The organism is Nocardiopsis rhodophaea (assembly GCF_039530945.1).
Classification (GTDB): domain Bacteria; phylum Actinomycetota; class Actinomycetes; order Streptosporangiales; family Streptosporangiaceae; genus Nocardiopsis_C; species Nocardiopsis_C rhodophaea.
This window is the reverse complement of sequence record NZ_BAAAPC010000015.1, coordinates 46,855-69,263: the sequence shown is the minus strand read 5'-3', so window position 1 is coordinate 69,263 and position 22,409 is coordinate 46,855. Positions and strand designations below refer to the sequence as shown.

The 22,409-nt window shown below is 71.4% G+C and carries 18 protein-coding genes; 3 read left to right on the top strand and 15 right to left on the bottom strand.

The genetic code is table 11. The annotated features are described in order from the left end of the window. Positions 1-54: 54 nt before the first annotated feature. The 4 genes from ABD259_RS17250 to ABD259_RS17235 all read right to left on the bottom strand — a co-directional run bounded on the left by ABD259_RS17250 (position 55) and on the right by ABD259_RS17235 (position 5,565). Positions 55-519 carry a peroxiredoxin gene (locus tag ABD259_RS17250; RefSeq protein ID WP_344102404.1) on the bottom strand — a complete coding sequence of 155 codons (465 nt, stop codon included), beginning with the start codon at positions 517-519 and terminating at the stop codon, positions 55-57. 9 nt (positions 520-528) lie between these two features. Further along, positions 529-1,662: an alkaline phosphatase family protein gene (locus tag ABD259_RS17245; RefSeq protein WP_344102405.1), complete on the bottom strand. Its 1,134-nt coding sequence runs from the start codon at positions 1,660-1,662 to the stop codon at positions 529-531. 168 nt (positions 1,663-1,830) lie between these two features. Next, positions 1,831-2,409, bottom strand: a complete 579-nt coding sequence (locus ABD259_RS17240) for a DUF5998 family protein (protein ID WP_344102664.1) — start codon at positions 2,407-2,409, stop codon at positions 1,831-1,833. A gap of 429 nt (positions 2,410-2,838) precedes the next feature. Then, positions 2,839-5,565: a bifunctional acetate--CoA ligase family protein/GNAT family N-acetyltransferase gene (locus tag ABD259_RS17235; RefSeq protein WP_344102408.1), complete on the bottom strand. Its 2,727-nt coding sequence runs from the start codon at positions 5,563-5,565 to the stop codon at positions 2,839-2,841. A 190-nt stretch (positions 5,566-5,755) separates the two neighbouring features. Here ABD259_RS17235 and ABD259_RS17230 point away from each other — a divergent pair, with 190 nt between their 5' ends. Continuing rightward, complete coding sequence (locus tag ABD259_RS17230) at positions 5,756-6,649, top strand: carbohydrate kinase family protein (RefSeq protein ID WP_344102666.1); 894 nt, start codon at positions 5,756-5,758, stop codon at positions 6,647-6,649. A 63-nt stretch (positions 6,650-6,712) separates the two neighbouring features. Here the strand turns inward: ABD259_RS17230 and ABD259_RS17225 are convergent, their stop codons facing one another. The 4 genes from ABD259_RS17225 to ABD259_RS17210 form a co-directional block, all read right to left on the bottom strand. Beyond that, positions 6,713-8,869, bottom strand: a complete 2,157-nt coding sequence (locus tag ABD259_RS17225; protein ID WP_344163891.1) for a RecQ family ATP-dependent DNA helicase — start codon at positions 8,867-8,869, stop codon at positions 6,713-6,715. An 84-nt stretch (positions 8,870-8,953) separates the two neighbouring features. Continuing rightward, positions 8,954-9,250 (bottom strand): PTS sugar transporter subunit IIB, encoded by a 297-nt coding sequence (locus tag ABD259_RS17220; RefSeq protein ID WP_344102410.1) that lies wholly within the window; start codon positions 9,248-9,250, stop codon positions 8,954-8,956. Between the two features lie 47 nt (positions 9,251-9,297). Beyond that, on the bottom strand, positions 9,298-10,734 hold the full coding sequence (locus ABD259_RS17215) for a PTS transporter subunit IIC (RefSeq protein WP_344102412.1): 1,437 nt from the start codon (positions 10,732-10,734) through the stop codon (positions 9,298-9,300). 15 nt (positions 10,735-10,749) lie between these two features. Continuing rightward, positions 10,750-12,168 carry a hypothetical protein gene (locus ABD259_RS17210; protein ID WP_344102415.1) on the bottom strand — a complete coding sequence of 473 codons (1,419 nt, stop codon included), beginning with the start codon at positions 12,166-12,168 and terminating at the stop codon, positions 10,750-10,752. 397 nt (positions 12,169-12,565) lie between these two features. On the opposite strand from ABD259_RS17210, the gene ABD259_RS17205 reads away from it, so the two are divergent. Next, positions 12,566-12,925 (top strand): hypothetical protein, encoded by a 360-nt coding sequence (locus ABD259_RS17205; protein ID WP_344102418.1) that lies wholly within the window; start codon positions 12,566-12,568, stop codon positions 12,923-12,925. 11 nt (positions 12,926-12,936) lie between these two features. On the opposite strand, the gene mnhG is transcribed toward ABD259_RS17205, so the two are convergent. From mnhG to mbhE, 7 genes are all read right to left on the bottom strand, one after another. Continuing rightward, a complete protein-coding gene (gene mnhG / locus ABD259_RS17200) occupies positions 12,937-13,332 on the bottom strand; it encodes a monovalent cation/H(+) antiporter subunit G (protein WP_344102420.1) in 396 nt (131 codons plus the stop codon). Beyond that, positions 13,319-13,591: an MrpF/PhaF family protein gene (locus tag ABD259_RS17195; protein ID WP_344102422.1), complete on the bottom strand. Its 273-nt coding sequence runs from the start codon at positions 13,589-13,591 to the stop codon at positions 13,319-13,321. Before ABD259_RS17195 ends, mnhG begins: the two co-directional genes overlap by 14 nt. Positions 13,592-13,661: 70 nt before the next feature. Further along, positions 13,662-14,255 (bottom strand): Na+/H+ antiporter subunit E, encoded by a 594-nt coding sequence (locus ABD259_RS17190; RefSeq protein ID WP_344102425.1) that lies wholly within the window; start codon positions 14,253-14,255, stop codon positions 13,662-13,664. Next, positions 14,252-15,784: a Na+/H+ antiporter subunit D gene (locus ABD259_RS17185; protein WP_344102427.1), complete on the bottom strand. Its 1,533-nt coding sequence runs from the start codon at positions 15,782-15,784 to the stop codon at positions 14,252-14,254. The genes ABD259_RS17190 and ABD259_RS17185 overlap by 4 nt, the downstream gene beginning before the upstream one ends. After that, the gene (locus ABD259_RS17180) at positions 15,781-16,155 is read right to left on the bottom strand and encodes a sodium:proton antiporter (protein ID WP_344102429.1); all 375 of its coding nucleotides are present in this window, start codon (positions 16,153-16,155) and stop codon (positions 15,781-15,783) included. The genes ABD259_RS17185 and ABD259_RS17180 overlap by 4 nt, the downstream gene beginning before the upstream one ends. Beyond that, positions 16,152-16,787: an MnhB domain-containing protein gene (locus ABD259_RS17175; RefSeq protein ID WP_344102432.1), complete on the bottom strand. Its 636-nt coding sequence runs from the start codon at positions 16,785-16,787 to the stop codon at positions 16,152-16,154. Before ABD259_RS17175 ends, ABD259_RS17180 begins: the two co-directional genes overlap by 4 nt. Then, positions 16,784-19,288, bottom strand: coding sequence for a hydrogen gas-evolving membrane-bound hydrogenase subunit E (mbhE, locus tag ABD259_RS17170; RefSeq protein ID WP_344163888.1), 2,505 nt, complete (start codon positions 19,286-19,288; stop codon positions 16,784-16,786). Before mbhE ends, ABD259_RS17175 begins: the two co-directional genes overlap by 4 nt. A gap of 536 nt (positions 19,289-19,824) precedes the next feature. Here mbhE and ABD259_RS17165 point away from each other — a divergent pair. After that, the gene (locus ABD259_RS17165; RefSeq protein WP_344163885.1) at positions 19,825-22,302 is read left to right on the top strand and encodes a DNA gyrase/topoisomerase IV subunit A; all 2,478 of its coding nucleotides are present in this window, start codon (positions 19,825-19,827) and stop codon (positions 22,300-22,302) included. Positions 22,303-22,409 lie beyond the last annotated feature (107 nt).

The window sequence follows — 22,409 nt, the reverse complement described above, 5'->3', positions numbered from 1 at the left end:
GATATCGCCGAGATCAACGGAATGGGGGGGTGGGTCGCCGCCGCCGAGGGGCGGTCAGCGGGCGTGTTCCCGGAGGGCGCGCAGGGCGCCGTCGGCGTGGGCTTGCATGCGGATCTCACTGCTCACGATGTGCAGCACGCGGCGGTCGGTGCCGATGACGAAGGTCGTCCGCTTGGTCGGCGCCACCGCGGAGAACACGCCGCCCCGGCGCACGCCGTAGAGGTCGGCCACGGTGCCCTCAGTGTCGGAGAGCAGGGGGAAGTCGACGTCGTGCGCCCCGGAGAACTCCGACTGCCGGCCGACCGGGTCGGAGCTGATCCCGACCCGCCGCGCGCCGAGCTCGGCGAACTCCGCGCCCAGGTCGCGGAAGTGGCAGGTCTCCGCGGTGCAGCCGGGTGTCATGGCCGCGGGGTAGAAGAACAGCACGACGGGGCCGGAGGCGAGCAGGTCGGTGAGCCGACGCGGGACGCCGTCCTGGTCGGGTAGCTCGAAATCGGGGGCCAGCTCTGCGGTGTCCACGGCGCAACCTTAGGCCACCGTGGTCACCCGCAACAGGGGCACCCTCAGTTCCGCGGGGGTGAGCGAACCGTGCTGCCCGACCAGTGAGCTCTCCAACGGTTCGGCCTTCGGGGCGACCAGCGCGATGTCGCCGCGGGCCAGGGCCAGCACGTCGCCGATGCGTTCGCGGACATCGTCGTCGACCACGCCGAACAGGCCGCGGGCGATGGCGTCGTCGCGGGTGATCACCTCCGCGCGCCCGTCGAGGCGCTCCCGCCAGGCGGCCAGGACGTCGTCGGCCGCGCCGTCGCGGACGTAGACCTGCCGGACCCGGGCCTCCCCCGCCAGGACGCGGACGCCCGCGCTGAGGTCGGGGTCGGACTCGACATCGACGCGGGTGTCGGGGCCGGTATCGACCATGCCGTGGTCGGCGGTGATGTAGAGCGCGGCGTCGGGTGGCAGGGCCTCGGCGATCTGTTCGGCGAGGCGGTCGACGTGCCCCAGGTGCAGCCGCCAGTAGGCGGAGTCCACGCCGACCATGTGGCCGTACATGTCAAGGTCGGGGTGGTAGACGAACGCCAGGGCTCGGTCGGCCGAGGTGAGCGTCGCGGCCGCCTGGACCGCGAGTTCGGTGATGTCGTTGGCGGGAACGTAGTGGCTGCCGCGCGCCGATGCCCGGCTCAGCCCGCCGCCCTCGAATGCGCCGGCCGCGATGTAGGAGGTCGTCACGCCGGCCCGCTCGGCGCGCTCGTAGACGGTGGGCCGGGGCTGCCAGACCTCGGGATCGACGTCGGGGTCCCAGCGGAGCTGGTGCAGGACGCGGTCACTGCCCGGGATGGCGACCTGGAGGCCGATGACGCCGTGGTGTCCGGGCGACAGACCGGTGCCCAGGGTGGTGAGGCTGGTGGCGGTGGTCGTAGGGAAGGCGGCGGTGATCGGCGTGGCGTCGTCGATGAGGGAGGACAGGAACGGGGCGTGGGAGCGGTTCGCGAGGAGCGGCTCCCAGCCCATGCCGTCGACCAGCAGTACGCAGGCGCGACGCACCGGGGGCAGGCCCAGGGGGCCGTTCTCCCCCGGTACGCCGAGCGACGCGAGAACCGACGGGGTCAGGTCGGCGAGCGACGCGCCGCCGTAGCGCGGGGACTCGAACGGGGTCGCGTTCATCGGGGATGATCCACCTTGCCTCTCGGGCTGTGCCGGGATCGGCATCCGCCCCCGGCCGCCGCGCGCGACGACCCGATGGGAATCCGGGGATGCCAGATCCGCCACAGATCGGTTTCCGCTGTTCGGCGCCGCCGCGCCACCGACCGGTGCCGCACGTGCCCCGCCGCGTCAGCCGCGGGACGTGGCCTCGGACAGCACGTTGGCGAAGTTGACCATGGTGGCCACGGAGTCGGTGCCGTCGGCGGCCTGGCTGACCCGCAGGGTCAGCGGCTCGGCGGTGATGGCGCCGGTGTAGCCGTGGTCGAGTTCGCAGGACTCGTCCGCGCAGGAGGCGGGTTCGAGGTCGATATGGGCGATGGCTCCCCAGTTGACGTTGAGGCTGATGCTCAACACGACCTCGCTGGGCAGGCTGCCCGGGGCGTAGTTGGCCGGGTCGGCGACCACCCGCGTCAGCGCGACGGACTGGATGTTGTCGAGCCGGATGGCGTCGGTGGTAGTCGAGGCGTGCGGGCGCCCGTTCCCTTCCGCGGGCGGATGTTCGTCGGTGTGGCAGACGATCAGCCGCGTGGGGGTGAGCAGCAGGACTGTGGTGTGCCGCCGCATTTCCATCGCGGGATCGAAAATGGCCTCGTGGTGGACGACGAAGGCCTCGGCGGTCTCGTTGCCGAGAGCTGTGGCGACGGCGTCGATCACGAGACCGGGGTAATACCCGCTGCGCTCGATCTCCGAGCGCCAGTCGGTGGGCACGGCACGCGTTTTCCTCATGCCTCCATCCTGCCCTCTCCCGGCAGCAGATCGCATCCCGCACCCACAGGGTGAGCCGCGGACCGGCGAACCAGCGGGCGGATCCGCACGCGGATCAATGGGTGTGGCAGATGCGGATAACCGGAATTGATCTGGGGTAGGGCCGATGACATGTATGCGACCGTGCCACCGGTACCCGTACCGGAACCGCCCGGACCGCAGCCGCCAGGTCCTGGTCCTGTGCCGCCCGACCCGACGCCCACGCCCCCCGAGCCGCCGATGCCCGAGCCCGGACCGGGGCCAGGGCCGGGGCCGATGCCACCGGAACCAGAGCCGGAACCGGAGCCCCGTCCGGCCTGACAGCCGGCCGCGCCAGCGGTGGCGAGCGTGCAATCCGCTGCGCGGACCGGGCCATAGGCGCAGCGCGGAGGATCAGAACGTCACGCCGCGGAGTCGGCGCGGTCCCGCGTCGGGCCGCAGGTCGGGTGGTTCGCGCAGCCACAGGCGGCCGCCCAGGACGTGTGCGCCGTCGGCGTTCACGACGACCGGGTCCAGATCGACGTGGGCGACCTCGGCGAACGCGTCGACCATCCGCGAGACCCGGATCAGCAGCTCCTCCAGCGCCTCGACATCGGGCGTCTCGGCCAGCGAGGTGGCCCCGGCCGGCAGTCCGAACAGCAGGGGCGAGGAGCGCACCGCGCGTACCAGGTCGGCGGCGTCGGCGTCGGTCAGCGGTGCCAGCCGGAACGCTCGGTCATCGAGCAGTTCGGCGGTGACGTCGGCCAAACCGAACCCGACGACCGAGCCGAACGACGGGTTCTCCCCGGCGCGGATTACCGTCGGCACGCCCGGCACCACCATCCGCTGCACCGCCAGCATGGCCTCCTCGCCGAGCCGGTCGAACAGCGCGGTGAACGCCCCCCGGACGTCGGTCGGCGTGCGCAGGTCGGCGCGGATGCCGGTGCCACCCGCGCGCAGCCGCAGGTCGGGGGCGTTAGCCTTGACCACGACCGGGTAGCCGAGCCGCTCAGCCGCGGCGACAGCCTCGTCGGCGGAGGCCACCGGGACGTCCTCCCACACGTCGATGCCGTAGCAGCCGAAAAGGTCGCGCGCCGTCTCCGGAGCAACGGCGTTCTCCTCGCTGTGCACCGGCTCGCTGGTGAACCACACCGGCGGCGGGATCTCCCCGGCCTCCTCGGCCTGGGCGAGGGTCCGGTCGATAATCTCGCGTGCCCGCGCCCCGTCGATGTCGGGGAGCTCCGGGTGCCGCCCAGCGTCGCGCCGGCGCCACATGGCGTACCGGGTCGCATGGGCGAGGGCGCGCACGGCGTCCTCGGGCGCGGGGTAGGAGGGGACCGACCCGCGGACCGTCTCCCCGTTCTCCCCGGTTTGGCGCAGCTCCTCGGGCAGCCCCTGGTAGCCGAGGTAGGTCGTGACGATGGGCTTGGCGCTGGTCGCCGCCTTGGCCCGCATGACCTCGGCGACGTCGTCGGAGATCGGGTTCAGCGCGGGGATGAACACGACGACGACGGAGTGGACGGCGTCGTCGGCGAGGGCGGCGGTCAACGCCCGGTCGAAGTCCTCGGCGGTGGCCGTGGGGCCGAGGTCGACGGGTTCGTGGGGCTTGAGGCCGGAGCGCACGCAGGCGTCCTTGACCAGTAGCCCCAGTGAGTCGGAGTTGCCGAGGATGCCGACGCGCGGCCCGGTCGGCAGCGGCTGGTAGGCGAAGAGCTGCGCGACGTCGAACATCTGCGTGATGTCGTCCACCCGCACCACACCGGCCTGCTGGAACAGCGAGGTGACACCGTAATCGGGCAGCGCCAGCGCACCGGCGGCGTGTCCCGTCGGGACGCCCTGGGAGGAGCCGCCGCTGCGCACCGCCACCACGGGCTTGTGCTGGGCCAGGCGCCGCGCGAGCCGGGTGAACTTGCGCGGGTTGCCGAGGGATTCGAGGTACTGCAGGACGACTTCGGTGGCGGGGTCCTCCTGCCAGTACTGCACCAGGTCGTTACCGGACACGTCGGCGCGGTTCCCCGCCGAGACGAAGGTGCTCAGGCCCATGCCCCGGTCGGCCACCCGCTGCAGGATGGCCCGGCCGAGCGCGCCGGACTGGGAGAAGAACCCGATGGGGCCGCGTGGCGGCAGGTCCGGGGAGAGGGTGGCGTTGAGCGACACCGAGCGGTCCGTGTTGGCGATGCCCAGGCAGTTGGGTCCCACCACGCGCATTCCGGCGGCGCGTGCGGTGCGCACCAGCTCGTCCTGTCGGGCGCGCCCCTCGGGTCCGGCCTCTCCGAAGCCGGAGCTGACCACCACCAGGCCGTGCACGCCCTTGCGGGCACATTCGTCCACCACGTCGACGACCATGTCTGCGCGCACGGCGACGATGGCGAGGTCGACAGGGTCGGGGATGTCGAGCACGCTCCGGTAGGCGCGCACGCCCGCGACGGCCTTGGCCTCGGGGTGCACGGGGAACACGGGGCCCTGGAAGTCCCCGGCGAGAACGTTGCGCAGGGCGGTCTGGCCGATGGTGTGCGCGGTGCGGCTGGCGCCGATGACGGCGACCGACTCGGGGAAGAGCAGCCGGGAGATGGAGCGCGACTCGGCGCGCTGCTCCCGGGCGCGCATCACTTCCTGGGAGGAGGCGGTGGGTTCCAGGTCGAGGGTGAGGCGGATGACGCCCTCGTCGAAGGTCTGCTGGGCGGTGTATCCGGCCTCGCGGAAGACGTTGACCATCCGCCGGTTCTCGGGGAGCACGTCGGCGATGAACCGGTGGATGCCGCGCTCACGGGCGGCCGCGCCGATGTGCTCCAGCAGCACCGAGGCCAGGCCGCGCCCCTGGTGGGCGTCCTCGACGACGAAGGCCACCTCGGCCTCGCCCTCGCTCACCTTGTCGTAGCGGACCACGGCGACCATGACGTCGGAGATGGTCGCGACGAGGGCGACGCGGTCCTCGTAGTCGACATGGGTGAACCGCTCGACGTCGCGGTTGGAGAGTTTGGGGTAGGGAGCGAAGAAGCGGTAGTAGATGGTCTCCGGGGACAGGCGCAAATGGAAGGCCCGGAGCAGATCGGCGTCCTCGGGCACGATGGGGCGTATATGGGCGGTCCCGCCATCGGTGAGGACTACGTCGGCTTCCCAGTGTTTCGGGTATGACTGCACGTTTTTGAGCCTAAACGAGATCCGGCCGGAGGTGACGAACCCCACGCCTGCTCCCCGTGGTCTGCCACTTCGTTACCCGCCGCCCCCCTCAGACCTGTTAACGTCGCATAGCAGACGTTCTTAACGGGCACGAAAGCGCGCGGTACCCGCGGGACGCGGCGGCAAGGTGGTGGCTGGAGCAATGGCACGAGTGGTCGTGATCGGCGATCTGATGACCGACGCTGTCGCGCGGGCGTTCTACCCGTTGGCCCGTGGCAGCGACACCCCCGCGTCGGTCATTACCTACGGCGGCGGCTCCGGCGCGAACGTCGCGGCGTGGCTGGCGATCGAGGGCACCGAGACGACGTTCGTCGGCCGCCGCGGATCCGATATCACCGGGCGCACCCGCGAGATGGAGTTGATGGGCTACGGCATCGACTCGCGCCTCGTCATGGACCCGGAGCGGCCCACGGGCACCTGCGTGGTGATGATCACCCACCGCGGCGACCGCACGATGCTCAGCGACCCCGGCGCCAACGCGCGGCTCCAGCCCGAGGACCTGCCGCGCGACGTCTTCGCCCCCGACGGCCACCTGCACGTCTCCGGTTACACCCTGATCAACGACGACTCCCGGCGCGCGGCCCGGATGGCGCTGCGCATGGCGCGCGAGACCGGGATGTCGATCTCCGTCGACGCCGGGTCCCACGCTCCGCTGGAGCGCGCGGGCGCGGAGAACTACCTGGACTGGACCAACGGCGCCCGGCTGCTGTTCGCCAACGGCGACCAGGCCCGCGTTCTGACCGGCCGCGACGAACCCGAGGCGGCGGCGAAGGTGCTCACCGCCTGGTTCCCCAACGTCGTCATCAAGATGGGCGACGAGGGCGCGCTGTGGGCGTCCAAGACCCGCGACGACATCGTCACTGTCCCGGCCGAGCCCGTAGAGCCCTCGCCGGGCTCGATCGGCGCGGGCGACGCGTTCATCGCCGGATTCCTCCCGGCCTGGCTCGCCGGGCGCCACCCCAAGGACGCACTGGGCCACGCCCAAAGCCTGGCCGCCCGCGCCCTCCACCAACCCGGCGCCCGCCCCGACCTGGGCGACGCCTAGGCCCCCTGAGGGCTGGGCACGCGCTTCCCGCGCCGCCGAGCGGTGTGCGACCGGCGCCCCGGGTCAGCCGCGGGTTGCCAGGGTCAGCGGAAGGACGGCGTCGGCTCCCGCTTCGCGCAGGAGACGGGTGGCGAAAGTGAGGGTCCAGCCGGTGTCGGTGTAGTCGTCGACCAGCAGGACCGGACCGTCCAGGGTGGCCAGCGCCGTGGCGACCGGTTCGCCAACGGTCAGTGCGTTCGCTACCTGGGCGAGCCGCTGGGCGCTGTTGTGGCGGCGCGGCCCGGGGGCATCGGGGTGGGTGTAGTCGAGCGTGCCCACCGGCGCGAGGCGGCCGACCCGGGACAGGCGCGCGGCCAGGTCGGTGATCATCCGGGGGCGCGTACGCGAAGGCATGGCGACGACCCCGACGGGGCGCTGGTCCCACGGCCAGGCCGCGAGGACGTCGATGATGCCCTGGAAGACACGGTCGCCCACGGGTTCGTCGGGTGCGTCGGCGGCGAGCAGGCGGCGCATCTCGCTCCCCCAGCCGATATCGGTGAGGCGGGCCAGGGCGCGGCCCTCCTGGGCGCGCTGCCCGGCGGGGATATTGCCCGAGGCGGAGACACCCAGCGCCGCCATCCCGGTGGGCCACTGCCGGCGCGGCGCGATGGGGATGCCGGGCCGCGCCAGGTGCGCCGCCGCGGCGGCGCGACGCTCGGGGTCGATCTCGCCGGACCAGCGGCGGCCCGTGCAGGAGTCGCAGCGCCCGCACGGCGCGGCCTCGGGGTCGTCGAGTTGGCGGCGGAGGAACTCCATGCGGCAGCCGTCGGTGGCGATGTAGTCGAGCATCGCCTGCTGCTCGCGCTCGCGCGCCGCGGTCACCGCGGCGTAGCGGTCGGTGTCGTAGCTCCACGGCTGGCCGGTCGCCACCCAGCCGCCGCGCACCCGGCGGACCGCGCCGTCGACGTCGAGCACCTTGAGCATCTGCTCCAGGCGGCCGCGGCCCAGGTCGACCTCGGTCTCCAGGCGGGGGGTGGACACCGGGCCGTCAGCGGCGGCCAGCACGTCGAGTGTCCGGCGCACGGTCTGCTCCGGGGGGAACGCCAGGCTCGCGAAGTAGCGCCAGATCTCCTGGTCCTCGCGGCCGGGCAGCAGGATGGCCTCGGCGCGTTCGACACCGCGCCCGGCGCGGCCCACCTGCTGGTAGTAGGAGATGGGCGACTGCGGCGCGCCGAGGTGGATGACGAACCCCAGGTCGGGTTTGTCGAAACCCATCCCCAGCGCGCTGGTGGCCACCAGCGCCTCGATGCGGTTGTTCAGCAGGTCGTCCTCGGCCCGCTGGCGCTCCTCGGGGTCGGTCTGCCCGGTGTAGGCACGCACGTTGAGCCCGCACTCGGTGAGGAACGCCGCGGTCTCGGTGGCGGCGGCGACGGTCAGGGTGTAGATGATCCCTGACCCGGGCAGCTCGGGCAGGTGCTGGGCGAGCCAGCTCCAGCGCGCGGTGGAGTCGGGCAGGTCGACGACGGACAAGCGGAGGCTCTCGCGTTCCAGGGACCCGCGCAGGACGAGGGTCCCGGCGTCATCGCCGACCTCCAGCTGCTCGGCGACGTCGCGGGTGACCCGCTCGTTGGCGGTGGCGGTGGTGGCCAGGACCGGGATCCCCGCGGGCAGGTCGCGCAGCAGGGTGCGGATGCGCCGGTAGTCGGGGCGGAAGTCGTGCCCCCAGTCGGACACGCAGTGGGCCTCGTCGATGACCACGAGCCCGGCACCGGCCGCGAGCTCGGGCAGGACGCGGTCGCGGAACTCGGGGTTGTTCAGGCGCTCGGGGCTGACCAGGAGGACGTCGACCGCGCCGGCGGCGATCTCCGCATACGTCTCCTCCCACGCCGCCATGTTGGAGCTGTTGATGGTGTGGGCGCGGATCCCGGCGCGCTCGGCCGCGGCGATCTGGTTGCGCATGAGCGCGAGCAGGGGCGAGATGATGACGGTGGGCCCCGCGCCCGCGGCCCGGCGCAGTGCGGTGGCCACGAAGTACACCGCCGACTTGCCCCACCCGGTGCGCTGGACCACCAGGGCGCGCCGCTGCTCGGCCACCAGCGCGTGGATGGCGGTCCACTGGTCGTCGCGGAGCCGGGCGGAGGGCCCGGCGAGCGCACGCAGGTGGCGCTCGGCCGCCTCGCGCATGGCGGGGTCAGTGACGGCGGTCGCGGGCACGCTCTCAGGGGGCACGGAGGTAACCATGTGCTCCTTGCTATCAGAAGCCCCCGGCGGGCGCCGCCCTCCGTCCACAAGCCGCGGCGCCTTCTGTTGGGGTGCGTCCGCGCCTCAGGGCAGCAGCCCGTGGGCCCTCAGCCGCTCCCGCAGGGCGGAGGCCAACCCGTCGGTGTCCAGGAAGTCGGTGATCGTGACGACGATCGGAGCGAGGTCACCCAGTTCGGCGGTGTGCAGTTCCTGCCCGATGACGACGTCCGCGCGCATGCCGCGCGCGGACGACACGTCGGTGGCCTCGACCCGCGCGGGCAGGCCGAGGGCGCGCAGCGCGTCCTCGGCGGTGATCTTGAGCATCAGGCTCGATCCCATGCCGACCCCGCAGACGGTGAGCACCTCCAGCGTCCGGTCCATGCCGTGTTTTCCCTTTCCTCTGGTCGAGCTGTCGGTTCGCACACCCCTCAGTTCTGTTCGCCCTTGGCCGCGGGGGCGCGCTCCCCGGAGGTGCGTCGTTCCCTGCGGCCCAGGGCCAGCAGCACGGCCACCGTGGTGCCGAGCGCGGTGATGGGGACCGCCCAGATCGCGGCGCCGCCGAGCAGGGTCCGCGCCCCGGCGATCAGCCAGGCGATGGCGTACCAGTCGGGGTCGGCCAGGGTCGCGAGCTCGGGCGCGGTTCCCGCCAGCAGACCCCAGGTGAGGGCTTGGCCGGCGGCGAGCGCGATCCCGGTGAGCGCGCCGCCCAGCACCGCGCCCGGCCAGCCAGCGACGGCGTTGCCGAACACGGCGGCCGAACCGCCGACGAAGAACAGCATGATCATCGGGGGGATGAGGGTGAACCACCCCGCCGCGGAGAACAGGCCGAGCAGGAGGAGGAAGACGGCGGTGGCGGCGATGAAGCCGAGCATGACCGCGGTCGGCGCGGCGGGGAAGACCGTGGGCGCGTCGAGCGCGGGGCGGGTGCCCGGGATGAGTCGATCGGTGAGGCCCTTGAACGCGGGCACGATCTCGGCCAGGAACATGCGCACGCCGAAGAGCAGGATGGCGATCCCGCCCGCGAAGCGCAGGCCGACGAGGAGCGCCCACACCCATGGGGAGAGGCCGGGGTCCGTTTCCGCGACCCGCTCGGCGACGGTGCCGGGGTCGGCCGCCGCGACCGCGCCGAGGATGAGGACGGAGACGACCAGGGCGGTGCTGACATTCACGTCCTTGAAGAAGGAGAGTCGGCTGGGCAGCACGAGCCGCTCGGTGCTCCGCGCCCCCAGGCGCCCGAGCGCTCGGCCCGCCCACCCGGTGAGGAGGCAGACGAGTGAACTGGTGTGGGCGAAGCCGAAGCGGTCGTCGGGCATGACGCGCCGCATGAGGGGGCGCATCCACAGGGGTTGCGCGGTCCAGTAGGCGGCCACGCCCCCCGCGCCGCACAGGACGACCGTGAGGCGGTCCGCGCCCGGCGCGGCGGTCACCAGGGCGGCAACGACGACCGTGCTGATCCAGAACATCAGGTGGCCGGTGAGGTAGAGGTAGCGCGCGGCGGTGAAGAGCCGGACCAGCGACACGTGGACGAGGAAGGCCAGGGCGAGGACCAGCGCGATGGTGCCGCCGTGGGAGTCGAGGAAGTCGCCGAGCGAGCGGTCGGCGGCGGGCGGCGCGGCACCCACGGCGTCGGCGAGGACGGCCTGGAAGCCCTCCAGCCCGCCGGTGAACACCTCGACGCCGATGAAGAGGATGACCACGCCCACGGCGGCCCGCAGCGCGCCGCCGACCACGTCCTCGACGGGCTTGCCTTGCAGCACCAGCCCGAGCAGGGTGATCAGACCGATGAGGAGGGGCACCTGGCCGAACAGGTTGTCGGCGAGGAGCACCAGGATGTTCGTGGCGCTGTCCGGGGTGTCGGGGTCCATGGCGCGGGCGTGCCCTCACGTAGCGGGAAGGTAGAGGCGGATGTCGTCGACCACGGCGGTGCCCTCGTAGAAGTTCAGGTGGGGGTCGCCGATAATGAACGAGTCGGGGTAGGCGGAGTCCGCGGGCCAGGCGTGCTCGGTCGTGTAGGTGCCGGAGTGGCCGGTGTGCGTCAGGCTGCGGTCGAAGGCGCCGTCGTAGGCGTCGGGTGCCTGGTTGTAGTGCCAGATCGGGCGGCCGTCCTCGACGAAATCGTGCCGGAAGCGCAGCGTGATCGGGCCGGGCGGCCCGCCGTGCCGGAAGGGGCCGCCCATTTCGAGGGTGTAGCCGGAGGCGTCGCGTTCGACGGCGAAGTGGTAGGCGGCCTGCGGGAGGAGTTCGGGACGCAGTTCGGTGCTGGTGAGGATGCCCGAATACCGTCCCTCGTCGTCAAAGGGCTCATCTCCGGAGAATTCTCCGCAGGCGGTCTTGAAGTAGTACTCGTTTCCGATGTTGTTGATTCCGGACCGCATTCTGTCGCCGCGGACGAAGATCGCGTTCACGCCGTTGAACGTTCCGTCGAACACACCGTGGATGCGCCCGGTTCCCGGGTCGCAGACGCCGTTCTTCAGTGACCACGACTGGTGGCTGTAATAGCCGTCCATGACCACTTTTCGGCGGAAGTGGATGCCGGGGTTCCCCTGCGGGGAGGGCGTGGCGTGGTCGAGTATCCCGAGATAGTAGAAGCCGTTCTCCTTGGTGACGTCGTGGTAGTCACACCGGGCGACTCCCGGGAGAGCGCCGTTGAAGGTCCACGGAAAACTGGTCTTGCAGGTGCCGTCGGTCTGGTACCCGTTGTACTTTCCGTCGTATTCGAACGAACCGCCGCGCATGCCGCCGAAGTCGATGTCGCGGAGCGTCATCTCCACCCGGTACCGCTCCGGGAGCGGGTCGGTGGAGCGGATCAGCACCCCGGCGTCCCAGCTGGGTTCCTCGATCCGGGCGGCCCGCTGGCCGTCCGGCAGGTCGACGGTGGACAGGCCGGGAGAGGAGTCGGGCTCGCCGGACCTGTCCTTGTCCACCGCCGCGATCTCCGCGGTCAGCCAGCCGTCCCGGCCGAAGGCCTGCCGTTTGCGATACACGTCCACGGTGGCGAGCTGCGCGGAGAAATCGGGGTCGCTCATCGCGTGCCACGCCTCGCCGTCGTCTCCGAACGCGTCGATGTACCAGGGGCTGTCCCGTCCCTGCGGGTCGCGCGTCCAGGGGGTGGCGTCGATGTGCAGGGGATCGTCGAAATCCTCCTCCGCGACCAAGCGCCATCCGCTCGAATGGCCACGGTCGGCGGCGCCCGGCAGGGCGACCGCCGCGGGCGCCACGATGATGCCCGTCAGCACCGCCGCCAGCGAGGAGCCTGAGCGCGCGGTGCGCACCCCCGCGGCCGTTCTTCGATACCGCATGTGGGATCCTCCGACCCGCTCGGACCGCACTGGAAACGCCAGAGTAATTCGAATCCCCGCAGCGGTGAACAACCATCGGATATCCACCGCGGAAAACACCGCGTAGAGCACGGGATATCCGCTCGAATGCGTGGAATACGGCGTCCCCGCCGCGTCATCTCGGCGGATCCGGGGACGATCTTCGACGTCGGCCGCGCCCGTGCCCCCACCGACCGAAATTGGCGAAAGTCCCGACAAGCCGCGCGTTGGCGCCCTAAGCTCGCAAGAAACCGAGGTCACCACCGACGTCGCGGATACCGCGTCATCAGACACGATCGTTTCAGGGAGAGAAGCTACCCATGGCCCGTCCGTGCCCCCGCTGCGGCGGCTCCGGTAACAGCCCCGACGGATCCGGCAAGTGCTATTTCTGCAGGGGGAACGGGGAGACCCAGCTCGCCCCGGCCCCCTCGTCATGAGCGTCGACCTCAGCGAAGGCGGGTCCTTCGACGCCGCGTGGAGGGCGTGGGCGGAGGGGCACGCCGCCGCCTCCGGCCATTCCCCGCCCGAACCGGGCGACCGCCCCCTGCACCTCTATGATGTGCTACCGCCCGACGTACTGCGGCGCCTCGACTGGGTGACGCTGCAGTGCGCCGCCATCACCAAGATCCTGCCCGGCAACCGTTGCGACTCCGATCTGGTGCTGCGCTTCGCCGCCACCTATCGCGAGCCGGGGCTGCGCCGCGTGCTGGACGACATGCGGCGCCATCCACCGGGCTGAAAGCCCCCGGATCAGCGGCGCCGCGGCCCCGGATCGTCCGGCGCATCGCTGCCGTTTCCCTCCCCCGTTCCGCTCGCGCGGAGGGCGTCGGCCAGCTCGTCGACGACCAAGTGCTCCTCTTCGGTCTCGCCGCGGCTGTAGGTCACCCGGCCCATGGTCTGAGCGAGCACCGGCATGGTGACGAACTGGAAGAGGGCGACCAGCACCAGCGGGGCGGCGGCGGCCACGTCGGGGAGCTGGAAGGCCGCCCCCGCGAGAATGAGCACCAGGCCGACGGTGTCGGGTTTGGTGGCGGCGTGCATGCGGCCCAGCAGCGTCGGGAATCGCAGCAGGCCCAGCGTCCCGAACAGGGTGAACAGGGCGCCGAGCGGCATCAGCACGGCGGTCATCACGTCAGTCGCGGTCATGCGCCCGCCTCTCCGCGAACCTCGCCGCCGTCAGCGTGGCGACGAACCCCAGGAGCGCGATGCTGACCAGCACGCCGATGTAGGCGTTGTCCCCGCGCACCGCCATCTCCACCGCCACGAAGCTGACGAACAGCACCGACAGCGTGCTCAGGCACATGATCCGGTCCAGGACGGAGGGCCCCCGCACCAGCCGGAACAGGACGAACAGCACCGACAGCGACAGCATGGCGGCGGTCGCCGTGTACACGATGTCGAGCACGTCTCACCTCCCTTGGCGATCGGTGGTTGGTTCGTAGCTGTGGCGCGGCGAGGGTGGTGGCGCGGCCGTCTCACGCACGGGGGGCCTCCCCCTCCGCCGCCTCGAAGGCGGTGATGTCGTCGGCGGTGCCGAACGCCCGGACGAACAGCTCCTCGGTGCGCCGTACACGGCGGCGCAGCCGTTCCGCGTCGTCCGGCGTACCGATCGGCATGCCGTGCACGAAGATGACGCCCTCGTCCCGGTTGAGCTCGATGACCAGGCTCCCGGTGATCAGCGAGAGGCCCCCGCTGACCATGGCCAGCAGCAGGTCGGAGTCGGTGCGCACCGGGACCGCGACGATCGCGCCGTTGGCCTCACGCGGGCGCCACAGCACGCGGGAGGCCACGTGGACACTGGAGACGATCAGGTCGAACACGAAGTGTCCGACGAGCCGCAGCACGCTGAGCGGGCGGAAGCTCAGCCGGACCGGGATGTGCGGCAGCTTGGCCACGGAGTAGCAGATCATGGCGACGCCGATCCCGGCGAGGGCGGTTCCCGGGCTCGCGTCCCCCCACAGCAGCATCCACATCACGGTCAGCCAGGCGACCGTGGGGAGTCGCCCCAGGATCCGGCGCCAGCGGGGGCCCGCGGCGGCCGGGTCGTCGTGCGCCAGCTGCGGGGTCATGATGCGCCTCCGGGAAGGACAGCGTCGATGTAGGCGCCGCCGTCGACGAGGTCGTGCGCCGCGGTGAAGGAGAAGTCGACCAGCGGGCCGGCCAGCAGCGCGACGAGCAGGCCGAAGGCGACCATCACGCCGGTCGTCACCGTCATCATCCGCAGGCCGGCCGCGTCGGGGCCGCGCTTGAGTTCGGCCCGGGCCGCGAGCATGTCCGGCAGCGGGGTCCCCCAGTAGGCGCGGGCCCACACACGGAAGATCGCGATGAGGGTGAGCAGGCTGGTCAGCAGGCCCGCGCCGATGGCGATCCAGGTCAGCCACCCGCCAACCTCGACACCGGCCTGGAACAGCGCGACCTTGGCGATGAACCCCGACATCGGCGGGATCCCGGCGAGGCTGAGCGCGGGCAGGAAGAAGTAGATCGCCAGGGCGGGCGACACCGCCGTCAGACCGCGGATGGAGCGCAGCGACGTGTGCCCGACGAACTGTCGGACCAATCCGTTGACCAGGAACATCGTGGCCTGCACGACGATGTGGTGGACCAGGTAGACCATGACACCGGCGATTCCGGCCACCGTGTTCAGCGCCAGCCCGAAGATCATGAACCCGATGTGGCTGACCAGGGCGAACGACATGAGCCGGTTGATGTCGTCCTGGACCAGGGCGCCCATGATGCCGACGACCATGGTGGCGATCGCGATCCACAGCATCACCGTGGACACTCCGGCGGAGTCGTCCCCGAAGAGCAGGGTCTGGGTGCGGATGATGGCGTAGACCGCGACCTTGGTCAGCAGCGCCGCGAAGATCGCGGAGATGCGGGTGATCGCCACCGGGTAGCTGTCGGGCAGCCAGAAGTGCATGGGGACGATGGCGGCCTTGATGCCGAACACCACCAGGAACAGCAGCGCCAGCACCATGCGCAGGTCGTCGGGGGCGTGGTCGAGCTTGACGGCGATATCGGCCATGTTGACGGTGCCGACCAACGCGTACACCAGCGCGATCCCGGTGAGGAACAGGATCGAGGACGTGAGCCCGACGACGGTGTAGATCATGCTGGCACGCACCCGCGCCCGGGTGGGGGCCTGGGTGATGAGCGCGTAGCTCGCGGTCAGCATGACCTCGAAGGCGACGAACAGGTTGAACAGGTCGCCGGCCAGGAAGCTGAGGCAGACCCCGGCGGTGAGCACCAGGTAGAGGGGGTGGAACGTCTGCGGGGTGGCGCGGCTGAGGCCGCCGATGTCCTGGCCGATGGCGTACAGGAGCACGAGCAGCAGCACGACGGACGAGACCGTGAGCAGCAGTGCGGACAGCGGGTCGGCCACAAGGGTGACGCCCAGCGGGGCGGGCCAGTTTCCGGCGTGGCTCACGAGCACGGAGCCGTCGGCGGTCAGCGACAGCAGCCACGCCGCGTCGGCGATGACCGCGGCCAGCGTGACCACGCCCGCCACCTGCTGGGAGCGCGGGGTGCGGCGGAGCAGCATCGTGATGCCCGCCCCCAGCAACGGGATCACGAACGGTCCGGCGAGCAGCAGGTTCACTGGGAGTCCTCCGGCTCACTCAGCCGCCGGATGCGCCGGTCCTCCAGGTCGTCGGGGACCTCGTCGTTGGCGTCACCCAGCCAGACCCGGTAGGCGAGCGCGAGCAGGAAGGTGGTCACGCCGAAGGTGATGACGATGGCGGTCAGGGCCAGTGCCTGCGGAAGCGGGTCGGAGATCTGCCCGCTGCCCCCGCCGAGCAGCGGCGGCAGAGTGATCGCCGCGTCGGTGAGCATCAGCGACAGGTTCGCGGCGTGGCCGAGCATGACGATGCCGAAGACCACCCGCATCAGGGAGCGCTGCAGCAGCAGGTAGAAGCCGCTGGAGTAGAGGATCGCCAGGGCGATGACAAGGACGAGTCCGGGGACGTTCACGGCGTTGTATCACTCCCTTCGGTGGTGGGTCGGGCCGCGGTCGTGCCGGTGGTGTCCGCGCGCCGCATCCGGCGCCGCCGGATCGCGCTGAGCGTGCGGGCCTCCTCTTCCTCGGCCTCCATGCGCGCGCCCAGGGCGGCAACGACCGCCAGCACGAGGCCGACGACGATGAGCACGACCCCCAGCTCGAAGAGGAGGTAGCTGGAGAACTTCACCTTCCCGAAGACGGGGAGGTCGGCGGTGGCGGCGAAGGTCTCCAGGATCGGCGCTCCCCACACCAGCGGGAGGGCAGCGGTCCCCGCGGCGATGAGCAGACCGAGGGCGAGCAGGCCCTGGGGCCGCATCGGCAGCCCGGCGGCGAGCTCGCGGCGGCCGCCCGCGATGTAGCGCAGGACGTAGGCCATCCCGGCGACCAAGCCGGCCGCGAACCCTCCGCCGGGCCGGTCGTGCCCGGAGACCAGCAGAAACACCGCGAAGGTCAGGATCGAGGGGATGAGCAGCCGGGCGACCACCTCCAGGAGTACGGACCGGGGGCCGAACGCCGGTCGGATGACCGTGCTCAGCCAGCGCTCGCGGGGCGCTTCCCACCCCTCGGGCGGACCGCCGCGGACGCGCCGGGTGTCCTCGGTCATGACGTTCCCCCTCGCGGCTCTCCGTTCGTCGTCTCGTCCGCCCCCTCGTGCGCCGTTCCGCCGGTCGCCGCCCCGCCTGGTCCGGGCCCGCTGACTCCGGGGGCCGTCGCGGCCGCGGGGCTCTCCCCCGCCGCTGGGGTGTCCTCGACGCTCTCGTCCTCCGGTTCCTCCACCACCACGCGCGCCCGCCGGTTGAGCAGGACCAGGGAGGCCACCGCGATCGCCGCGGTCGCGAGCACGACGATCTCGCCGAAGGTGTCCATTGCCCGGAAGTCAGCGATGATCAGGTTGACGAGGTTGTCCCCGCCCGCCTCGGCGGCGTGCCGGGCGTAGTCGCGCGAGATGGGGGCGTCGGTGCGCGCGGCCGTCATCGTCCACAGGGCGACGGCGATGAACGTCCCGGCCGCTGCGCAGAGCAGGACGGTCAGGCGCTTGCCCCAGCCGTTGGGCCGGGTGCCGAACGTGGCGGGCAGCCGCCGCAGGACGAACAGCAGGATGATCGTGGTGAGCGTCTCCACCAATACCAGCGTCAGCGCCAGGTCGGGGGCGCCGTAGAGCACGAACAGCCCGGCGACGCCGAAGCCCGTGGCGCTGATCAGGATCAGCGCGCCGAACCGCCGGTGCTCGCGGATGGTGGCGATTGCGGTGACCGAGATGACCACCGCGACCAGGCCCTCCAGCGGGGTGTTCCACAGCAGCGGCCCGTCCCCGTCGCGGGGGAGGGAGATGCCGCCGCTGACCAGGCCCACGACCAGGTAGGAGCCGGGCAGCGCGAGGAGGGTGGCCAGGATGATCCCGAGGTAGACCGGAAGCGAGCCGCTCTGCGTACGCCGGGTGACGCGCAGCGCGGCGGTGTAGACGACGCGCAGGAAGACGTGGTAGCCGACCTCGGCGTCGAGCCAGCGCGGCATCGCGTTCTGCACCCGCGTCACCAGCGACCGTCCCACGAACACCAGCACACCGGCCGCGATCACCAGCGCCGTGAGTCCCAGGGTGGGGGTGAGGCCGTGCCACAGCGCGAGGTCGTAGGGCTCCCCGGCGGTGAACAGCGCCGCGTGGCCCCGCGCGACCGCGTCGACGGGCACCGGGTAGAGGCCGAGCAGCAGGCCGAGCGCCGAGGTCAGCACGGGCGCCGCGACGAACGCGGCTGCGGGGGCGGCGAAGCGCCGTTCGGAGACGGTCTCCTTGTCGGCGAACGCGCCCCACGCGAAGCGCGCGCTGTAGCCGAACGTCAGGATGGAGGCGACGACCAGGCCGGTGAGCATGAGGGGCGCGGTGAGCGGCCACGTCCCCGGGGCGCGGTCGGGAAGGAAGGCCTCCAGTGCCGCCTCCTTGCCGATGAACCCGAGCAGCGGGGGCACCCCGGCCATCGACGCGGCGGCCAGCACGGCGGCACCTGCCAGCACGGGCATGCGGCGGCCGATCCCGGTCAGCAGGGAGATGCTGCGGGTGCCGGTCTGGTGGTCGATGATGCCGACGGTGAGGAACAGCGTCGACTTGAAGAACCCGTGCGCGAGCAGCACGCCGATGGTGGCGACCGCCGCCGTCTTCGTCCCCGCCCCGGCGAGCAGGGTGAGGAAGCCCAGCTGGCTGACCGTGCCGTAGGCGAGCAGCAGTTTGAGGTCGTCTTGGCGGAGCGCGCGCCAGCCGCCGATGACCATCGTGGCCAGGCCGACGGTGAGCACGATGGCCCGCCACGGGTCGACGTCGGCGAAGCCGGGGGCGAGCCGGGCGATGAGGTAGACCCCGCCCTTGACCATCGCCGCGGCGTGCAGGTAGGCGCTGACCGGCGTCGGCGCGACCATGGCGCCGGGCAGCCAGAAGTGCAGGGGCGCCTGGGCGGACTTGGCGAACGCCCCGGCCAGGATGAGCACGAGGGCGACCGGCAGCAGGGCACTGTGCAGCGGGGGGTCGGCGAGCAGGACGGAGATCCGGTAGCTGCCGCCGATGTGGCCGAGCAGGACGAACCCGATGAGCATCAGCAGGCCGAACCCGGCGGTGACGACCAGCGACTGGGTGGCCGCGCGGCGGGCGTTCTCCTTGCGGTCGTCGTGGCCGATCAGCAGGAAGGAGGTGACCGACGTCAACTCCCAGAAGACGTAGAGCGCGAAGAGGTTGTCGGTGGTGACGACGCCGAGCATCGCACCGGAGAAGAGCACCAGCAGGGCGGCCAGGCGCCCCAGAGCGCGCTCGTCGGCGTGGAAGTACCAGGCGCAGTAGCCGAAGATCACCGCGCCGACGCCGCTGATCAGCACCGCCATCGCCAGGGCGAGGGGATCCAGCAGCAGGTCGAAGCCGATACCCAGGCCGGGCACCCAGGACACGGATGTGGTGACGGGGGTTCCGGCCACGACGGCGGGGGCCTGGACCAGCGCCCAGATCGCGGCCGTCGCGGGCGGGAGGGCCGCCACCAGAAACGCGCGCGGGCCCAGGGCGCGCACCAGCCGCGGCAGCAGCGGGGCGACTGCGGCGTGCAGCAGGAGGATGAAGGGCAACAGCATGTGGAGGCCAACCGTTGGTAGCGCTCCGGGGTGCGCGGTTCTCACCACGGGGCGGTGAACGGACGGGGTGGGACGGGACGGGGTTGGGCGGACCGGACACCGCAAGATTAGCCTGAGTCACACGGCACACCTTGACTCCGACGCGATCCCGTGTAACATTCGCCGCGCTTTTTCACCCTCCGTCGATAACTACCCTCCGTTATATATCGGCCCGACCAGGAACAACGCCGACCGGGGCCGGCGCAGGCCGGGCCGAGTTCCCCGATCCACCGTGTTTGATCTCACCGAACGCCCGAAACGGCGACGGGAGGGGCGACCCGCTGACGCCGGACGGCACCGGACGCGCCGCGGGACTTCATCACACAACGTAGTCATAGCTGCCTGTCTCCCAGCGATCCACCGCGCCGGGAACGGCCTTCTCGCGCGGTTTTAACGGGATCTTGACACCCCTGCACACCCCCGTTTCCGGAGCCGCGCCGCGCCCGATCGCGCCAATCGGTTCGCGATGGTCTCTTCGGCGGGTCAGAATTACCGGCATGGCCCGTACTACATCCGCTCCCCCTGAGGAACCAGCCGAGAAGATCATCGACATCGATGTCTCCGAGGAGATGCGCGGCAGCTTCCTGGAGTACGCCTACTCGGTGATCTACTCGCGCGCGCTGCCGGACGCCCGCGACGGGATGAAGCCGGTGCAGCGCCGCATCCTCTACCAGATGAACGAGATGGGGCTGCGTCCCGACCGCGCCCACGTGAAGTGCGCCCGCGTGGTCGGCGAGGTGATGGGTAAGCTCCACCCGCACGGCGACAGCGCGATCTACGACGCCATGGTGCGGATGAGCCAGGACTTCGCCATGCGCGTCCCCCTCGTCGACGGGCACGGCAACTTCGGGTCGCTGGGCGGCGACGACGCCCCGGCCGCCATGCGCTACACCGAGTGCAGGATGGCCCGTGCCGCCGAACTCCTGGTCACGTCCATCGACGAGAACGTCGTGGAGTTCCAGCCCAACTACGACGGCCAGGAGATGGAGCCGGAGGTCCTCCCGGCGGCCTTCCCCAACCTCCTGGTCAACGGCGCCTCGGGGATCGCGGTGGGTATGGCCACCAACATGGCCCCGCACAACCTGGGCGAGGTCATCGCGGCCGCCCGGCACCTTATCGCCAAGCCCGACGCCACCCTCGACGAACTCATGGAGTTCGTGCCCGGACCGGACCTGCCCACCGGCGGCACCATCAACGGGCTCGACGGCATCCGCGACGCCTACGCCAAGGGCCGCGGCAGCTTCAAGACCCGCGCCACCGTCTCCATCGAGAAGGTCTCGCCGCGCCGCACCGGCCTGGTCATCACCGAGCTGCCCTACAACGTCGGCCCGGAGAAGGTCGTCGCCCGGATCAAGGAGCTGGTCCAGGCCAAGAAGCTGCAGGGCATCTCGGACCTCAAGGACCTCACCGACCGGAACCAGGGCCTGCGGCTGGTCATCGAGCTCAAGAACGGGTTCAACCCCGAGGCGGTCCTGGAGGAGCTGTACCGGCTCACGCCGATGGAGGAGTCCTTCGGCATCAACAACGTGGCGCTCGTCGACGGGCAGCCGCAGACGCTGGGCCTGCGTGAACTGCTGCAGGTCTTCGTCGACCACCGGCTCGACGTGGTGCGCCGCCGCTGCGAGTACCGCCGCGGCAAGCGCCAGGAGCGCCTGCACCTGGTCGCCGGCCTCCTCGTCGCGCTGCTCAACATCGACGAGGTCATCGCGCTGATCCGGCAGTCAGAAGACTCCACGCAGGCGCGCCAGCGGCTGATGTCGACCTTCGACCTCTCCGACACCCAAGCCCGCTACATCCTCGACACTCCGCTGCGCCGCCTCACCAAGTACGACCGGTTGGAGCTGGAAAACGAGCGCGACCAGCTCAAGTCGGAGATCGCCGAGCTCACCGAGATCCTGGAGTCGGACAAGAAGCTGCGCAAGCTCGTCTCCGCCGAACTGGCCAAGGTGGCCAAGGAATTCGGTACGTCCCGCCGCACCGTCCTGCGGGAGAGCTCCGGTGCCACGCGCAGCGCGGTGATCCCGCTGGAGATGGGCGACGAGCCCTGCCACGTGCTGATGAGCACCACCGGACAGGTAGGCCGCAGCAAGGGCGCCACGCTGCCGCGGATGCATGACGGCCTGCGCACCGAGCACGACGCCGTCGCCCTGTCGATCCCGGCACGGACCCGCGGCGACCTCGGGTTCGTCACCGACCTCGGCCGGATGATCCGCGTACCCGTGGTCGAGCTGCCCGAGCTGCCGGACGGCGAGGGCGACACCCCGGCCCTGGCGTCGGGAGTTCCGGCGGGCGAGTTCGTGGAGCTGGAGACCGACGAACGCCTCGTCTCCATCGTCGCGATGCACGCCGATGGGCCGGGGATCGTCCTGGGGACCGAGCAGGGGGTGGTCAAACGCGTCGCTCCGGAATACCCCCCGAACAAGGACGATTTCGAGGTCATCAACCTCAGGGAGGGCGACCGGGTCGTCAGCGCCGCCCAGTTGTCCACCGGCGAGGAGGACCTCGTCTTCATTACGTCGCAGGCCCAGCTGCTGCGGTTCCCCGCCTCGGCCGTCCGCCCGCAGGGGCGCGCGGCCGGCGGCGTGGCCGGGGTGAAGCTGCCCGAGGACGCCCGGGTCATGTGGTTCGGGGCGGTCGCCCTTCCCGAGGATTCGGTGGTCGTCACGGTCACGGGCTCCTCAACGGCGCTACCCGGCACCCAGGCCGGGGCAGCGAAGGTGACGCCCTTCGAGGTGTATCCGGCCAAGGGCCGCGCCACCGGCGGCGTCCGCTGCCAGCGCTTCCTCAAGGGTGAGGACACCCTGCTGTTCGCCTGGGTCGGCCGCGCTCCGGCCCGCGCCAACCGCGCCGACGGCGGCCCGGTCCGCCTGCCCGACCTCGATCAGCGCCGCGACGGCTCCGGCGAGCCGCTGACCAGCCCCGTCGCCGTGGTGGGCAGTGGGCGGACCGACTCCGGGGCGACGCCCCCGGCCTGATCGTCCACGGGCGCCGTCACCGACGGCGCCATCGACCCTGACGTGCGGTTCCCTCCCCCCGGCTGAGAGAGTGGGAGGGAACAGCACACCGCTGATGTGGTGCCCGC

Excerpts from the sequence above, each read along its gene's own strand:
- ABD259_RS17225 (WP_344163891.1), bottom strand. The coding sequence starts at position 8,869 with ATGGTTACCTCCGTGCCCCCTGAGAGCGTGCCCGCGACCGCCGTCACT.
- mnhG (WP_344102420.1), bottom strand. The coding sequence starts at position 13,332 with ATGACCGCGACTGACGTGATGACCGCCGTGCTGATGCCGCTCGGCGCC.
- ABD259_RS17175 (WP_344102432.1), bottom strand. The coding sequence starts at position 16,787 with ATGACCGAGGACACCCGGCGCGTCCGCGGCGGTCCGCCCGAGGGGTGG.
- ABD259_RS17165 (WP_344163885.1), top strand. The coding sequence starts at position 19,825 with ATGGCCCGTACTACATCCGCTCCCCCTGAGGAACCAGCCGAGAAGATC.
- ABD259_RS17215 (WP_344102412.1), bottom strand. The coding sequence starts at position 10,734 with ATGGACCCCGACACCCCGGACAGCGCCACGAACATCCTGGTGCTCCTC.
- ABD259_RS17190 (WP_344102425.1), bottom strand. The coding sequence starts at position 14,255 with ATGACCCCGCAGCTGGCGCACGACGACCCGGCCGCCGCGGGCCCCCGC.
- ABD259_RS17210 (WP_344102415.1), bottom strand. The coding sequence starts at position 12,168 with ATGCGGTATCGAAGAACGGCCGCGGGGGTGCGCACCGCGCGCTCAGGC.
- mbhE (WP_344163888.1), bottom strand. The coding sequence starts at position 19,288 with ATGCTGTTGCCCTTCATCCTCCTGCTGCACGCCGCAGTCGCCCCGCTG.
- ABD259_RS17245 (WP_344102405.1), bottom strand. The coding sequence starts at position 1,662 with ATGAACGCGACCCCGTTCGAGTCCCCGCGCTACGGCGGCGCGTCGCTC.
- ABD259_RS17220 (WP_344102410.1), bottom strand. The coding sequence starts at position 9,250 with ATGGACCGGACGCTGGAGGTGCTCACCGTCTGCGGGGTCGGCATGGGA.